General features: G+C 71.5%; 14 protein-coding genes. 7 read left to right on the top strand and 7 right to left on the bottom strand.

The window, feature by feature from the left end:
- Nucleotides 1–4 precede the first annotated feature (4 nt).
- Both ABFX54_RS24670 and ABFX54_RS24665 read left to right on the top strand, forming a co-directional pair.
- Nucleotides 5–910: a sugar phosphate isomerase/epimerase family protein gene (locus tag ABFX54_RS24670; RefSeq protein WP_346108435.1), complete on the top strand. Its 906-nt coding sequence runs from the start codon at nt 5–7 to the stop codon at nt 908–910.
- A 245-nt stretch (nt 911–1,155) separates the two neighbouring features.
- Nucleotides 1,156–2,040 (top strand): glycerophosphodiester phosphodiesterase, encoded by an 885-nt coding sequence (locus ABFX54_RS24665; protein WP_346108433.1) that lies wholly within the window; start codon nt 1,156–1,158, stop codon nt 2,038–2,040.
- Here ABFX54_RS24665 and ABFX54_RS24660 read toward each other — a convergent pair.
- The 3 genes from ABFX54_RS24660 to ABFX54_RS24650 form a co-directional block, all read right to left on the bottom strand.
- Nucleotides 2,000–2,563, bottom strand: coding sequence for a hypothetical protein (locus ABFX54_RS24660; RefSeq protein ID WP_346108431.1), 564 nt, complete (start codon nt 2,561–2,563; stop codon nt 2,000–2,002). The two genes, ABFX54_RS24665 and ABFX54_RS24660, sit on opposite strands and share 41 nt — an antisense overlap.
- Nucleotides 2,564–2,656: 93 nt before the next feature.
- A complete protein-coding gene (locus tag ABFX54_RS24655) occupies nt 2,657–3,382 on the bottom strand; it encodes a helix-turn-helix transcriptional regulator (protein ID WP_346108430.1) in 726 nt (241 codons plus the stop codon).
- Nucleotides 3,383–3,438: 56 nt separating this feature from the next.
- On the bottom strand, nt 3,439–4,392 hold the full coding sequence (locus tag ABFX54_RS24650; protein ID WP_346108428.1) for a phage baseplate protein: 954 nt from the start codon (nt 4,390–4,392) through the stop codon (nt 3,439–3,441).
- 325 nt (nt 4,393–4,717) lie between these two features.
- Between ABFX54_RS24650 and ABFX54_RS24645 the strand changes: the two genes are divergently transcribed.
- Entirely contained in the window at nt 4,718–5,779 is a 1,062-nt protein-coding gene (locus tag ABFX54_RS24645; RefSeq protein ID WP_346108426.1) for a 3-deoxy-7-phosphoheptulonate synthase, read from the top strand.
- Here ABFX54_RS24645 and ABFX54_RS24640 read toward each other — a convergent pair.
- The 3 genes from ABFX54_RS24640 to ABFX54_RS24630 form a co-directional block, all read right to left on the bottom strand.
- Nucleotides 5,674–6,078 carry a hypothetical protein gene (locus ABFX54_RS24640; RefSeq protein WP_346108424.1) on the bottom strand — a complete coding sequence of 135 codons (405 nt, stop codon included), beginning with the start codon at nt 6,076–6,078 and terminating at the stop codon, nt 5,674–5,676. The two genes, ABFX54_RS24645 and ABFX54_RS24640, sit on opposite strands and share 106 nt — an antisense overlap.
- Before the next feature lie 504 nt (nt 6,079–6,582).
- Entirely contained in the window at nt 6,583–7,692 is a 1,110-nt protein-coding gene (locus ABFX54_RS24635; RefSeq protein WP_346108423.1) for an aldo/keto reductase, read from the bottom strand.
- Between the two features lie 77 nt (nt 7,693–7,769).
- Nucleotides 7,770–8,348: a TetR/AcrR family transcriptional regulator gene (locus ABFX54_RS24630; protein WP_346108421.1), complete on the bottom strand. Its 579-nt coding sequence runs from the start codon at nt 8,346–8,348 to the stop codon at nt 7,770–7,772.
- Nucleotides 8,349–8,447: 99 nt separating this feature from the next.
- On the opposite strand from ABFX54_RS24630, the gene ABFX54_RS24625 reads away from it, so the two are divergent.
- The 3 genes from ABFX54_RS24625 (at nt 8,448) to ABFX54_RS24615 (ending at nt 11,843) form a co-directional block, all read left to right on the top strand.
- The gene (locus ABFX54_RS24625) at nt 8,448–9,287 is read left to right on the top strand and encodes an oxidoreductase (RefSeq protein ID WP_346108419.1); all 840 of its coding nucleotides are present in this window, start codon (nt 8,448–8,450) and stop codon (nt 9,285–9,287) included.
- 30 nt (nt 9,288–9,317) lie between these two features.
- Nucleotides 9,318–9,920, top strand: a complete 603-nt coding sequence (locus ABFX54_RS24620; RefSeq protein ID WP_346108418.1) for a TetR/AcrR family transcriptional regulator — start codon at nt 9,318–9,320, stop codon at nt 9,918–9,920.
- Between the two features lie 81 nt (nt 9,921–10,001).
- Entirely contained in the window at nt 10,002–11,843 is a 1,842-nt protein-coding gene (locus ABFX54_RS24615) for a zinc metalloprotease (RefSeq protein ID WP_346108416.1), read from the top strand.
- Between the two features lie 10 nt (nt 11,844–11,853).
- On the opposite strand, the gene ABFX54_RS24610 is transcribed toward ABFX54_RS24615, so the two are convergent.
- Nucleotides 11,854–13,065 carry an MFS transporter gene (locus ABFX54_RS24610; protein ID WP_346108414.1) on the bottom strand — a complete coding sequence of 404 codons (1,212 nt, stop codon included), beginning with the start codon at nt 13,063–13,065 and terminating at the stop codon, nt 11,854–11,856.
- Between the two features lie 81 nt (nt 13,066–13,146).
- Between ABFX54_RS24610 and ABFX54_RS24605 the strand changes: the two genes are divergently transcribed.
- Nucleotides 13,147–13,716: a CGNR zinc finger domain-containing protein gene (locus ABFX54_RS24605; RefSeq protein WP_346108528.1), complete on the top strand. Its 570-nt coding sequence runs from the start codon at nt 13,147–13,149 to the stop codon at nt 13,714–13,716.
- Nucleotides 13,717–13,808: the final 92 nt, after the last annotated feature.

The following is a 13,808-nucleotide window of genomic DNA, read 5'->3' as shown; positions in this document are numbered from 1 at the left end:
CACCATGTGTTACGGCTACGAGCCGAGCAGACGCTCCCTGCTCGCCGCGGGCCTCGGGCTCGGGGCGGCCGCGCTGGCCGCCGCGTCCCCCGCCGCCGCCGCGGCCACGCCGCCGCACCGCCACCATCACCCCAAGAGAGTCGTTCCGCCGGGCCAGATCAGCATGCAGCTCTACACGGTGCGTGCCGACCTCGCCCAGAACTACGACACCACGCTGGCCTACCTGGCCGAGATCGGCTACCCGAAGGTCGAGGTCGCGCTCGGCTACTTCGGGCGGACGGCGCAGCAGCTGCGTACGTTCTTCGACGGGCTCGGGATCCACGCCACCTCCAGCCACGACGGCATCAGCCCCGACGACGCCGCCCTGGACACCAAGATCCAGAACGCGCTGACCCTCGGTCAGTCGTACATGGTCGTGCCGTTCCTGCAGTCCAACAGCCTGGACGAGTGGAAGGGCTGGGCCGAGCGGATGAACGTCGAGGCGCGGGCCGCCCGCTCGGCCGGGCTGCGCTACGGCTACCACAACCACGCCCACGAGTTCACCACCGACCTCGGCGGCGGCGTGACGCCGTGGGACGTGCTCACCCGTGAGCTCGATCCGCGCCTGGTCCACCTGGAGATCGACATCTACTGGGCGGTCACCGGCGGCGTCGGGCGCGGCGCCAGGGACCCGATCAAGTTCGCCATCGACGTGATCCGCAGGGCGCCGCAGCGCGTGCTGCAGTACCACGTCAAGGACCGGCACCTCGACGGCGACCACGCCGACCTCGGCACCGGGACGATCGACTTCCGCCGGGTGTTCGACGCCCACCAGGTGCGGGAGTACATCGTGGAGAACGACAGTCCGGACGTGACGCCACGGCGTACGGCGGAGATCGGTTACCGCTACCTGCGCAAGCTGCGGTTCTGACCGATCTGATCGACCGGGCCCGGTCCGCACCGCGGGCCGGGCCCGGCGAGCGCGGCGAACCCGGTTCCTGGCCCGCGCCACGGGCGGGGCTCGGTGCGTCGCGGTCCCGCCATGGGCGGGGCGACCGGTGGCTCGTCTCCTCTGTCCCAAATCTTCGTGCTGATCTCCGCTGAGAGCGGTCTTTGGCCCCTTTCTGGGCACATTTCCGCATAACTCGACATGCGGGAGCACGCCTGGGGAGGACCATGTACCGCTCGCTCGGCGTCGTCGCCGCCACCACCCTGATCCTCACGGCCAGCCCCGCCCTCGCCTCGCCCCTCACCTCACGCCTCGCCGCGCCGCTCGCCGCCCCGGACCACGTGGACAACATCGCCCATCGGGGCGGTGCCGCGCACGCGCCGGAGAACACCATCGCCGCCTGCGCCCTGGCCAGGGAGCAGCGCGCGGACGTGTGCGAGTTCGACGTCCAGCAGACCAAGGACGGCCGGCTCGTGCTGATGCACGACGAGACGCTGGAGCGCACCACCAACGTGGAGAAGGTCTTCCCCGGGCGCGCACCGTGGCGGGTCGCGGACTTCACCCTCGCGGAGATCCGCCGCCTGGACGCCGGCTCCTGGTTCGCCCCGCGCTACCGGGGCGAGGGCGTGCCGACGCTGACGGAGGCCCTGCGGTCAGTACGCGGCACCGCCACGAGGCTGCTGGTGGAGGTCAAGCACCCGCCGCACCGCCCGGACATCGACCGGCGGGTGGCCGCCGAACTGCAGGACGCCCGCGAGCTCTGGAACGCCGAACGGCTGACCGTGCAGGCGTTCGGCTGGCAGTCGATGCGGGTCCTGCGCAGCATGGTGCCCGGCCTGCCCATCGCGCTGCTCGGCAAGCCCGCCGCCGATCGGCTCTCCGAGCTGGCCCGCTACGCCGACGGGCTGACCGTGCCGCACGCCGGGCTCACCGCGGACTACGTCAGGAAGGCCCACAAACGGGGCATGCGGGTCTACACCTGGTCGGCGGACCGGTCGGCCCTCATCCGCCGGCTGGTCTCGTACGGGGTGGACGGCATCATGACCAACAGGCCAGACCGCCTCCACGGGGTCACAGCGCCGCGGCCCGCACGTTCCGCCAGCCGAAGGTGAGCGACCCGCCCAGCAGCACCACGCCGGACAGCACGCCGCTGATGAACGGCACCCACGCCAGGGCGGACCCGGTGGCCGCCAGCACCAGACCGGCGCCGCCGAGCAGCGTGAGCACCACGCCGGGCACCGCGATGCCCCAGTCCTTCCACACCGGCGCCAGCGCGATGAAGTGCACGCCGACCACGAACGCCACCCAGCCCACGTTGGCCTGCGCGGGCGCGCCCATGGCGGCCATCACCCGTAGCCCGCCGAAGAGCAGGACGACCTCGGCGGCGACCACGATCAGGTAACCCCGGCCGAACATGTTCCCCGGCCGCTCCTCCTGCCCGCCCGGCCGCTCCTCCCGTACGGCCGACCGCTCTCCCCGTACGGCTGAGCGCTCCTTCCTGGCCGTCGTGAACCACATGGCGATCACGCCCGCGGCCGCCAGGCAGGCGGCCACCCGCAGCACGAGCGCCACCGGCGCGCTCAACGGGCTCTGCGCGTTGACGAGCACGAAGACCGCGCCGAAGATCGCACCCACCAACAGACCAGACATTCGTTGCATGGACCCATCTAAGCGGTCATTCATCCACGCTCGCGCTGGGGGTGGCACGAGGGCCGGGTAGGTCTGGCCCTACCTGGCCGCACCCCGCAGATAGGCCAGCACCGCCAGCACCCGCCGGTTGTCGTCCTCGCTCGCCGGCAGGTCGAGCTTGGCGAACACGCCGGCCACGTGTTTGCCGACGGCCGCCTCCGAGATCGACAGGGCGCGGGCGACGGCGCTGTTGGAGCGGCCCTCCGCGATCAGGGCCAGCACCTCGCGCTCGCGCGGGGTCAGCCGCTGCGCCGGCTCCGTGACCTCCCTGGCCCTGATCCACGTCCGCTCGAACAGGTCGATGAGGGTGGTGATCAGGCTCTGCTGGCGGATCACCAGCGCGCCTGGAGCGTAGGGAACGGGGGTGATCCGGACGAACGCCACCGAGCGGTCGAAGACCAGCACCTGCTGGATCGGCTCGTCGATCAGGCGGTGCAGATCGCCGGCGGCGTGCAGCTCCCTGATCCTGGCCGCCTTGCGCGGGTCGTCGAGCACGCTTGAATGGATGATCGTCCGCATCGACAGGCCCTGCCGCAGCGCGTCGAGCACGTGACGCCTGCTCCGCTGCTCGTCGCGGCCCGTCTCCGTCGCGCCCAGCGGCTGCATGGCCCGCAGCTCGCGGGACGAGTCGGCGGCCTGGGCGATCAGCCGGCGGACCAGGTCGTTGTCCTCAACCCGCTCGACCTCGACGGGGATGCCGCGCAGGTCACCCACCACCTCTTCCAACCGGCGGGCCAGCCGGGCCAGCGAGACGCTCTCCTCCACGCTCAGCTCCTCCTCTCACCCACAGATCGTGCCAGGCGGGACCCGCACGGCGGGGCTCAGATCATCGCGCTCTTGTAGAAGATGCTGGCCTTGCGCGCCTTCTCGACACCCGAGGCCAGGCCGAGGCACAGGCGCGGGCGGCCGGCGGCGATCTGGATCGCCATGCCCTCGGGCTCGCGGTAGTCGAGCGACTTGCCCGCCTCGGTGAGCTCCCGCTGGACCTGCCCGCCCGTACGCAGGTCCAGGCAGGTGATGTACGTGTTGCCCGGCGCGGGGTTGGCGTCGCTGTAGGCCTCGCCGGTCAGCAGGTAGAGGAAGTCACCGTAGGCCGCGTACCCCTGGAAGACGCCCAGGCCCGACGGCTGGGCGATGTCGAACAGCGCGCTGACCGTGCCCGCCTTGAGCGCGGGCAGCGAGTAGACCGCGAAGCGGAAGGCGCCTTCGGACCGGTATCGCATGATCAGCCGGTTTCTGGACGGGTCGATCGCGCACGTGGTGTTGTCCGCGGTCGCGATCGGCTTGTACTTGGTCAGCGCCGGCGACGCCGTGTCCAGCGTCTGGCCGTCCGCGAACCTGAACCTGGCCAACTGGCTGCCTCTGGCGCTGCCGTTCTCGGTCACCCCGTCGGTCTCCGTCCACAGGTACGCCGACGACCCCGACGGCTCGACCCCGAGCTGCACGCCGTGGCCGAAGCCCATGAGGTACATGTGACCGAGCACCGTGCCGGTGAGGCCGAGCTTGGTCAGGCACAGGTTGCCCGCGGCGTTCTGGCCGGTGCCGTTCCGCAGCTGCAGCGTGTAGATGTGCCCGTGGACGTTGTCGCAGGCGAACGACTGCAGGACGGTCTGGTCGTACAGGTCCTTCTTCCAGATCAGCGGCGACGACGAGCCGGTCAGGTCGAAACGGCCCTCGGTGGCGGTGGCGGGTCGCGCCGCCAGCGCGGCGGTCGCGGCGCCGGCAGCGCCGAGCTTGAGCAGATCTCTGCGGGTCACCGGCATGTGGGAGGTCATTCGCGGTCCCCTTCACCTGGAAGTGAATTCTTGATCAACCCCATTTCAACCTGGGAGTCCGTTCTTGATCAACACCATGGTCCGGGGTGACGGTGCTGATTTGGAGATTCCGGCACCGCCCTGGTACCGTTCGGGCCATGTTGATCAGTCGATTTTGGCGCTATGTGCCGGCTCCGGGTGGGGCCCAGAGTCACATGCGCTGACTTACTGATCATCCGGAGCCACGAAGCAGAGACGACCCGTCTCTGCTTTTCGTCATTTAGGCGGTCGGTTCCGGAGATCTGGGCGTGGGCCGTACCGCCGTCGAGCACGAGGGACACGACCCATGACCGTAACCAGCGATCTGCGCATCACCTCGTTCGAGGCGCTGCCGACGCCGACAGAGGTGCGCACGGAACAACCGCTGGGCGAGGAACGCGCCGCGCTGGTGGCCGCCAGCCGCCGCGCCGCCCGCGAGGTGCTGACCGGCGCTGACGACCGGCTGCTGCTCGTCATCGGGCCGTGCTCGGTGCACGACCCGGAGGCGGCGCTCGACTACGCCCGCCGCCTGTCCGAGGCCACCAGGGACATGGACGACGCCCTGCTCGTGGTCATGCGCGTCTACTTCGAGAAGCCGCGTACCACGATCGGCTGGAAGGGGCTCATCAACGACCCCGACATCGACGGCGGCCACGACGTGCGGCGCGGCCTGCGCACGGCGCGTACGGTGCTGCTCGACGTGCTGAGCCTCGGCCTGCCGGTCGGCTGCGAGTTCCTTGAGCCCACCAGCCCGCAGTACATCGCCGACGCCGTCACCTGGGGCGCGATCGGCGCCCGTACGCCGGAGAGCCAGGTGCACCGGCAGCTCACCTCGGGCCTGTCGATGCCCGTCGGGTTCAAGAACGCCACGGACGGCGACGTGCAGGTGGCGATCGACGGCGTGCAGGCCTCCTCCCACCCGCAGGTCTTCTTCGGCATCGACGACGACGGCCGCGCCGCGGTGGTCGGCACCACCGGCAACCCCGACTGCCACATCATCCTGCGCGGCGGTCGCGGCGGCCCCAACTACGACGCCGGCTCGGTCCGCGACGCCCTCACCCTGCTGGCCAAGGCCGATCGCCCGAAGCGGCTGGTCGTGGATGCCAGCCACGGCAACAGCGGCAAGAACCACGTCCGGCAGGCCGAGGTCGTCAGGGAGGTGGCCGCGCGCATCGCCGACGGCGACACCGGGATCGCCGGGCTGATGGTGGAGAGCTTCATCGTGCCCGGCCGGCAGGAGCCCGGCCCGCGCGAGACCCTGACCTACGGGCAGAGCATCACCGACGCGTGCGTGGGCTGGGACGAGACGGAACGCCTGCTCGACGTCCTGGCCGAAGCCGTACGCGCCCGCCGCGCGAACGCCGGTTGAAGCTGTTCTCGCTCGTCAGCGATGCCGCAGAAGGGCCGCGGCCTCGATCGCGGCCCGGTGGTAGGGAGGCAGGTCAGGTCGTCGCCGGTCCAGTAGACCTCGACCCGCGGATCGCTCTCGCCGAGCTGCTCCGCCTCGGTCCGGCCCTCCAGCGCCGCCTCCCAGGCCGGCCCGCCCGGATCCACCTCCACCAGGAAGACCCGGCGCGGTTCTGGTGAGTCGTCGCGCCAGGCCCGCCGTACCGCGACGACGCCGGGACGCTCGCTCAGCGCGTCCACCACGAGCTGATCGGTGAGCACGGGCGACCATGTCCGCCGCCAGCGCGTTCGCCTCGACGCGCGGTCGGGCGACCGGGTCGGGATCGACGACCCCGGCCGCTCTCCGGTTGCGGCCAGAGGCGGTCCACGGTCTCGCGCACCACCGGGTGCTGGGTCTCCGAGAAGCCGGCGACGTCCCTGGCGTTCGCGGCGTAGCGGGACTCTTGCGGGAACATGCCGTCGGGCAGGATCTCCCGCCACAGCGTGGCCAGATTGGGCCTGGCAGCATGCAGCCCATGAGCGCGCCCAGGAACCGATCGACCGTCGCTCGGAACACATCCGTCACCACTGCATCGTCCGCCTCCTGAGACACCACGTTAGATAAAGGTGAAGAGTTTTCACATAGGCGATCGGCTGAGGTGATGACCTCGCGCTGGGGGATCCGCCGTACGCGTCCGCCGCGCGGTCGCCGGCCGGCCGCGCCCGAGCACGTCGGCCGGCCTGACGCGCTCGGGAACGAGCGCCAGGTCCACATCTCCGCGCAGGTCAAGACGTGGTGGAGCGCTCCGCTTCGACCCAGTTGCGTATGGCGGGGGCGTAGCCATCCGGCTTGTCCCCGACCTTGGCGCCCGGGTTGACCAGCAGGCTCTGGTAGCCGCTGGTGAACATCCGGTAGACCGAACGAGCCGGCTCCGCGCTCGCCTGGTCGAGCTCTGCCCGCAGGTCGGCGGGCAGCTCGAAGTCGAGCGCGGCCAGGTTGGCGTCGAGCTGCGCCGCGCTGCCCGCGCCGACGATCGCCGCGGCGATGCCGGGCTGGGTGGCGACCCAGTTGAGCGCGACCTGGGCCATCGGCACGCCCAGCTTCCCGGCCACGCTCTCGACCGCCGCCAGGACCCCCCACTCCCGCTCGGACCACTCCGGCCCCTCGCCGCTGAGCCGGCCAGGCCCGGCCAGCCCTCGGCCGGTGGGCCGGTACTTGCCGGTGAGGAATCCGCCGGCGAGCGGGCTCCACGCGGTGACGCCGAGCCCCAGCGCCTGTCCCATGGGGACGTGTTCGTGCTCGATCTCCCTGTCGACGAGGGAGTAGGGCAGTTGCAGGCTGACCATGGGTTCGAGGGCGTGGGCCTCGGCGTAGGTCTGGGCGCGGGCGGCGTACCAGCTGGGCACATCTGACAGGCCCGCGTGGCGGATCTTCCCGGCCCGGACGAGGTCGTCGAAGGTGCGCACGACCTCCTCGACCGGGGTGATGCGGTCCCAGGTGTGCAGCAGGAACAGGTCGATGTGGTCGGTGCGCAGGCGGCGCAGTGACTCCTCGACTGCCCTGATCAGGTGTTTGCGGCCGTTGCCGCCCGCGTTCGGATCGCCGGGATCGACGCTGTTGGTGTACTTCGTGGTCAGCACCACCCGGTCGCGCACGCCGGCTTCGGCGATGAGCCGGCCGAGGATGGCCTCGCTCTCGCCCGCCGTGTAGAAGTCGGCGGTGTCGATGAGGTTGCCGCCGGCCTCGAGGTAGCGGCGGAAGATCGGACGGGCCTCCTCCTCGGTCTTGCCGTAGGCGGCGTGGTAGCCGCCGGTGCCGAAGTTCATCGTGCCCAGCGCCAGCGGGCTGACCCGCAGCCCGGAGCGTCCGAGCAGGTAGTAGCGGTCCATGGACATGGCGGTGCCTCTCTTTCCGATGTGGTGCGTTCAGCCTGCACATCAGAAAATGGACTGGCAAGTCCAGAAATGGCCGATCAGGTGACCAGGCGGCGGACGGCCTCCACGACCGCGGCGCGGTGCTGCCGCACGTCCTGGCCGGTGGCGGCGACCGGACTGGTCGGCATCCAGGCGTTGGTGAGGGCCAGGGTGAAGGCCAGCAGGTCCTCAGGGGTGAAGGCGGCGGGCACACGCCCCTCGGCCTGGGCGTGCGCGATCGACTCCGTCTTCTGCCGCATCGACGCGCGCAGCCCCTCGGTCTCGTGGCCGGTGCCCGAGCGTTCGAGGCGGTGCCAGGTGGCCAGGCGGAGCTGGTCGGGATTGGCGAGCAGGTAGTCGAACAGGCGGCCCGCGTAGCCCGGCAGGTCGTCGGCGGTGAAGGGCACCTGGTCGAGCACGCGGGACACATGGGCGTCCATGACCGCGTCGAACAGCTGCTCCTTGTTGCCGAAGTGGGTGTAGATCAGCGCCTTGTTGGCGTTGGCGGCGGCGCCGATGCGGTCGACGCGGGCGCCGGCGATGCCGTGGGCGGCGAACTCCGCCGTGGCCGCCTGGAGCAGGCGCGCTCTGGTCGCCTCGGCGTCGCGGGTCTTGGCGGGCCGGGGTTGCTGCGACATGCCCTCAGTTTATGGCAACTAACCGTTTATTTGACAACTTGGTTCGCGCGACGCAGTATATAAATGACTGTTTAGTTACAACTGGAAGCAGGAACTCCCATGAGCAAGGTCTGGCTCATCACCGGCGGGTCGCGCGGCTTCGGGCTGGCGCTCGCGCGGGCCGTACTAGACGGCGGGCAGAGCGCCGTCGTCACCGCCCGCCGCCCCGAGCAGCTCGACGACCTCGTCCGTCAGTACGGCGACCGCGTCCGCACCACGGCCCTCGACGTCACCGACGCCGCGGCGGCCGAGGCCGCGGTGCGGCTGGCGCTCGACGCGTTCGGCCGGCTCGACGTCGTCGTCAACAACGCCGGCTACGCCACCAGCGCCCCCATCGAGGAGATGCCGGACGAGGAGTTCCGCGCCCAGATGGAGGCGAACTTCTACGGCGTGCTCAACGTGACCAGGGCCGCCCTGCCGGCCCTTCGGAAGCAGCGCTCCGGGCACTTCATCCAGTTCTCCTCCATCGGCGGGCGCGTGGGCGGATCGCCCGGCCTGGCCGCCTACCAGAGCGCCAAGTTCGCCGTCGAAGGCTTCTCCGAGGTGCTCAACGCCGAGCTGAAGCCGCTGGGTGTCAAGGTCACCATCATCGAACCCGGCGGATTCCGTACGGACTGGGGTGGTTCATCCATGACCGCCCTGCCGGTCGGCGAGGACTACGAGGCCACGGTCGGCGAGATGAACCGCTACCGCGAAAGCACCGTCGCGACCTGGCGCGGCGATCCGGTCCGGGCCGCGCGGATCATCACGGACCTCGCCGAACTGGCCGAGCCCCCGCTGCGGCTGCTGCTCGGCGCGCAGGCGGTTGAGATGGCGGAAACCTCCTCCAGGGCCCGCGCCGCCGAGGCCGAACGCTGGGCCGAGGTCAGCCGCTCGGCCGACTTCCCGCCGGGTGAGTAGTATGGACCGCTAAATCCAGTTTTGTGAGGAATGATGCCCACGCTGACCCGCAAGGGCGCCGCGACCAGGCAGCGCATCCTCGAAGGCGCGGCCGCCCACATCCGGGAGTTCGGCGTGGCCGCCACGACCCTCGACGACGTGCTGAGCCGGACGGCGACCAGCAAGAGCCAGCTGTTCCACTACTTCCCCGACGGGCGGGAGGAGCTGCTGCTGGCCGTGGCCCGGTTCGAGGCCACCCGCGTGCTGGAGGACCAGCAGCCCCAGCTGGGCTACCTCACCTCCTGGCCGGCGTGGCAGGAGTGGCGGGACAAGGTCGTCGAACGTTACCGTCGGCAGGGCCGCCATTGCCCGCTCAACACGGTCATGTCCTACCTGGGCAACACCACGCCCGCCGCCCAGGCCGTGGTCTCCGAGCTGATGAACCGGTGGCAGAGGGAGATCGGCGCCGGCGTGCGGCACATGCAGGCCGTGGGCGAGATCGACGCCGGCCTCGACCCCGACCGCGCGGCGGCGGCCGTGCTGGCCTGCATCCAGGGCGGGGTGCTGCTCCAGCTGTCCACCGGCGAGATCACGCACCTGGAGGCCGCGCTCGACATGGCCATCGCCCATCTCCGAGGCCCGGCCGCAGCCTGAGCATGGGGGTACTCATGCCCGCTCCGCCTCTCGCCCTCATCGTGGGGAAACCGGCGTATTCGACGGTCGAGGAGGGGTCCCATGATCAGGGACGGACGATACGAGGGACAGAGCGGCGACCTCTCGGTCACGCTGCGGGTGGACGCGGACGGCTCGGGCGTGATCAGCGCGGACGTGTTCCGCACGGAGGGACGGCGCTACCTGGCGTCGGCGCGCACCGCGCCGGGGGCCAAGGTGGCGCTCGACGACGGGAGGTGGCCGGCCGTCTGGCAGGCGAGCCCCGCGAACAAGACGACGGGCTCGCTGGCCCTGGACTCGGCTCCGGACGGCACGGTGTCGGCCACGTTGGTCCTCGACGCCCCGCTGAACGGGCTGCCCGCGCGGACCGACGTGATCGTCCCCGTCGAGCACCAGGACGACGCGCTGCGCCCGCTCGGCCTGGAGATCGAGCTGGAGCAGGGCATCCCCGCGCCGAGCCCGGTGGTCGTCGAGGGCATCGAGCGCACGGTCGACGGGTGCCTGCGGGCCGCCGGCTTCGCGGTCGAGGAGATCGGACGGCAGAGCCCGATCCCCGCCGGGATCGCCGGCGCCTGGGACGACTCGCTGCTCTACACCATGCTGAGCGACCTCATGCTCATCACGGGCGACGCCTCGCTCCGGGGCCGGGCGTGGGAGCTGCACCTGCTCCTGCTGTCGCGGGCGGCCATCCCCGGGCTGGCCGGGATCATGTTCGACGCCGACGGCCTGCTCCAGCGGCAGGGCGCGGCCGTCTTCACCTCCGGCTTCACGGGGGCGTCCAGGGACCAGCGGATCATCAGGACGATCGTCCACGAACTGGGTCACGCGCTCAACCTCGCCCACCGCTTCGAGCGCGCTGTGGGCCGGGCCGACTCGACCTCGTTCATGAACTACGACTGGCGTTACCTGGGCGGCGGGCACGAGGCGGACTACTGGCGGAACTTCGCGTTCACCTTCGACGCCGACGAGCTGGCCTTCCTCCGGCACGGGCCGCTGACGTCGCTGATCCCGGGCGGCGAGCCGTTCCACTCGGTGCGGTACTGGGCCGACGGGGCCGGCGGGCACTCGCCGTACGCGCCGGAGATCCCGTTCGACGGATACCGGCTGGCGCTCACCGCGCCCGAGGCGGGGCCGGTCTTCGCCTTCGGGCAGCCCGTCTTCCTCAAGGTCACCCTGGAGAACAGGACCGCCACGGATCTGCAGGTCGAGCGCTGGGTGCTGGACCCGAAGGCGGGCCCGCTGGAGCTCCTGGTACGCCGCCGTGGCGCTCCCCAGGACGAGACGGCCGCGTTCACCCCGATCGCCCAGCGCTGCATGGCCGCCATGGACGCCGAAGCCACGCTCACCCTGCCGCCCGGCGCGTCACTCAGCAACAACGTCAACCTCACCTTCGGCTCGGCCGGCTTCACCTTCGCCGAACCCGGCGAATACGACATCACCCCGGTCCTCGCCATCCCGGGCCGCGATCCGGCGGGCGAGCCCGTCCAGTGGCTGGTCTCGGGCGAGCCGCTGCGCGTCCGCGTCGCTCCGCCGCTGGGCGTGGCCGGGGAACGTGACGCCGAGGTGCTGGGGCGGGCGGACGTCGGCGCGTGGTTCGCCCTCGGCGGCAGCGACGCGCTCGGAAAGGCGAAGCGGGACCTGGAGGAGGTACGCGAGCGCCGCCAGGCCGAGGCGGGGACGGCGGACCCGGTCGTCGCGGCGACCACCAGGACCGCCGCGCTCGACGCCGCCCGGCTCTCGATCCGGCTCACGGACCACGAGTTCGTCCGCCACGACGGCGACCCGGAGCGGGCCGCGCGGCTGCTGGGCGGCCTGGGCGCGGAGGCGTTGCGCACCTTCGACCCCTACACCGCCCAGCAGACGGCCGCCCTCGCCGACCGCTACCGCGACGCGGCGGAGCGGTAGCGGCCTCGCGTCAACGTTCCTGAGAACGCGCCGCCGGCGCAGACCCCGCACCGGCGGCGTTCCTGACCAGCACAGGCTTGATCACCGTGAGCTGGGCGACGGCCAGGAGCAGGCAGGTGAACGCCAGGCCGCTCCACAACCCCGCAGGTCCGGCGCGGTCGAGCAGTTGGGTGCTGCACAAAGGGGCCACGACGGTGGCGATGCCCCAGGACGTGCCGAAGACCGACAGGTAGCGACCGCGGGCGTGGTCGGGCGCGATGCCGGCCACCAGCGCGTAACTGCGCCCGAACATCAGCACGTCCCCGACGCTCCAGACCACGGTGGCGGCGAGATGGCCGGGCAGGCCGTCCGAAGCGGCGTAACCGGCGAGGCCGGCGGCGAGCAGCAGGTAGCCGCAGGTCATCGCCGCGTGGTGGGACAGCGCCGCCGTCCGGCGCAGCAGCGGCTGGCAGAGCACCATGACGACGGCCGACAGCGCCGACAGCAGCCCGGCGTCGGCTGCTTCAAGCCCGCGCCGGGTGAGCGCCAGCGGCAACGCCATCACGACCTGCATGTAGATCAGCGCGAAGAACGTCCCGGACGCCAGGAGCACCAGCAACGACCGATCCCGCCACACCGCCCCCGCGTCCTCGGCCTTAGGTGAGGAGGCGCTGCGCCGGACGGGTGGGTCGGCGGGCAGGACGAGGCGGATCACGACGGCGCAGGCCAGGCAGGTGACGGCGTCCACGACGAAGAGCCAGCGCAGGTCCCAGCGCCCCAGCCCGGCCGCGATCAGCCCGGCTCCCATGCCGCCCACCGCCAGCGCCGTGTTGAACAGGCTGAACGCCTGCGCCCGCCGCTCCGGCCGTACGGCGTCGGCGATCATCGCCTGGGACGGCGGCTCGTAGATCTCGAAGACCAGCCCGAGCAGGACGGCGAAGACGGCCACCATCGCCACGGACCCGGACACCGCGATGCCCGCCTGCGCCAGGGCACATCCGGCCAGCCCGGCCACGATCGTGCGGCGCCGGCCGAACCGGTCGGCCAGGACGCCGCCGAGCAGCCGGGACGGGATGGTGGCCACGCCGAAGGCGGCGGAGACCAGGCCGGCGGTCACCGTGTCCGCCCCGAAGCCGGTGGTGATCAGCACGGTGAGGAAGCCCAGGGAGAAGGCGCCCAGCCGGTTGATCGCCCGGGCCAGGACGAGCCACCACACGGTACGCGGGAAGCCCAGGGCCGGCATGCCGCACTCCTCCTCGCGTGACCAACGAAACTGCTAACGTTGGTCACGGACCTTACGACGCTAGGGGTGACCGGTCAAGTGATGTTCGATAGTCACGTGGCGATCCTGCTCGACACCGCGGCGGGGCTCGTGAACGTGCTGACCGACGGCGGCGACCGCGGCCGGCCCTACACGGCGCCCAGGGCGGACGCGCTGCCCGAGGCGATCGCCGCCGTGCTGCCGGGGGAGCCGGCGGTCTCGATGGAGGAGGCCCTCTACCTGGCCGGCACCACGCTCAAGGTCCGGCGCGTCTTCGAGGCCATGGACGGCCGGCGCGACGACGAGGCGGCCGAGATCGTCAACGCGCTCGTCATCAGCACGGGCGCGCGCCCCCAGCTCAACCGGGTGCCCGGGGAGCCCTGGCAGGTCCACTTCCACGGGGCCGACGACACGCTGTCGGTGGGGTGGAGCGCGGGCTTCGCCTCCGCGCTGACGCTGGCCATCGGCAGCGACCTCGGCGGGCGGCTCGGCGTCTGCCAGGCCAAGGGGTGCGACCGTGTGTACGTGGACGCCTCCCGCAACGCGGTGCGCCAGTTCTGCTCCCGCTCCTGCCAGAGCCGGACGAAGGCGGCCGCCTTCCGCGCCCGCTCGGCCACCCGTCCGCCGGCCTGACCCGCTCCGGTCCGCCGGCCCGCTTGACGCGCCCGTCCGGCGCCCTGACGTGCTCGTCCCCGCCGATGTTTGGTTTCGGGTGGAGAGGGACG

Origin of the sequence: Nonomuraea maheshkhaliensis, from assembly GCF_039529435.1 — a bacterium.
GTDB lineage: Bacteria > Actinomycetota > Actinomycetes > Streptosporangiales > Streptosporangiaceae > Nonomuraea > Nonomuraea maheshkhaliensis.
Note: the sequence above shows the minus strand (reverse complement) of the source record. Positions and strands in the feature narration are given on the sequence as shown.

What these genes read in the sequence shown, in the direction of transcription:
- ABFX54_RS24670 (WP_346108435.1), top strand. Translation starts at nt 5, where the DNA reads ATGTGTTACGGCTACGAGCCGAGCAGACGCTCCCTGCTCGCCGCGGGC.
- ABFX54_RS24665 (WP_346108433.1), top strand. Translation starts at nt 1,156, where the DNA reads ATGTACCGCTCGCTCGGCGTCGTCGCCGCCACCACCCTGATCCTCACG.
- ABFX54_RS24650 (WP_346108428.1), bottom strand. Translation starts at nt 4,392, where the DNA reads ATGACCTCCCACATGCCGGTGACCCGCAGAGATCTGCTCAAGCTCGGC.
- ABFX54_RS24645 (WP_346108426.1), top strand. Translation starts at nt 4,718, where the DNA reads ATGACCGTAACCAGCGATCTGCGCATCACCTCGTTCGAGGCGCTGCCG.
- ABFX54_RS24635 (WP_346108423.1), bottom strand. Translation starts at nt 7,692, where the DNA reads ATGTCCATGGACCGCTACTACCTGCTCGGACGCTCCGGGCTGCGGGTC.
- ABFX54_RS24630 (WP_346108421.1), bottom strand. Translation starts at nt 8,348, where the DNA reads ATGTCGCAGCAACCCCGGCCCGCCAAGACCCGCGACGCCGAGGCGACC.
- ABFX54_RS24625 (WP_346108419.1), top strand. Translation starts at nt 8,448, where the DNA reads ATGAGCAAGGTCTGGCTCATCACCGGCGGGTCGCGCGGCTTCGGGCTG.
- ABFX54_RS24620 (WP_346108418.1), top strand. Translation starts at nt 9,318, where the DNA reads ATGATGCCCACGCTGACCCGCAAGGGCGCCGCGACCAGGCAGCGCATC.
- ABFX54_RS24615 (WP_346108416.1), top strand. Translation starts at nt 10,002, where the DNA reads ATGATCAGGGACGGACGATACGAGGGACAGAGCGGCGACCTCTCGGTC.
- ABFX54_RS24610 (WP_346108414.1), bottom strand. Translation starts at nt 13,065, where the DNA reads ATGCCGGCCCTGGGCTTCCCGCGTACCGTGTGGTGGCTCGTCCTGGCC.
- ABFX54_RS24605 (WP_346108528.1), top strand. Translation starts at nt 13,147, where the DNA reads ATGTTCGATAGTCACGTGGCGATCCTGCTCGACACCGCGGCGGGGCTC.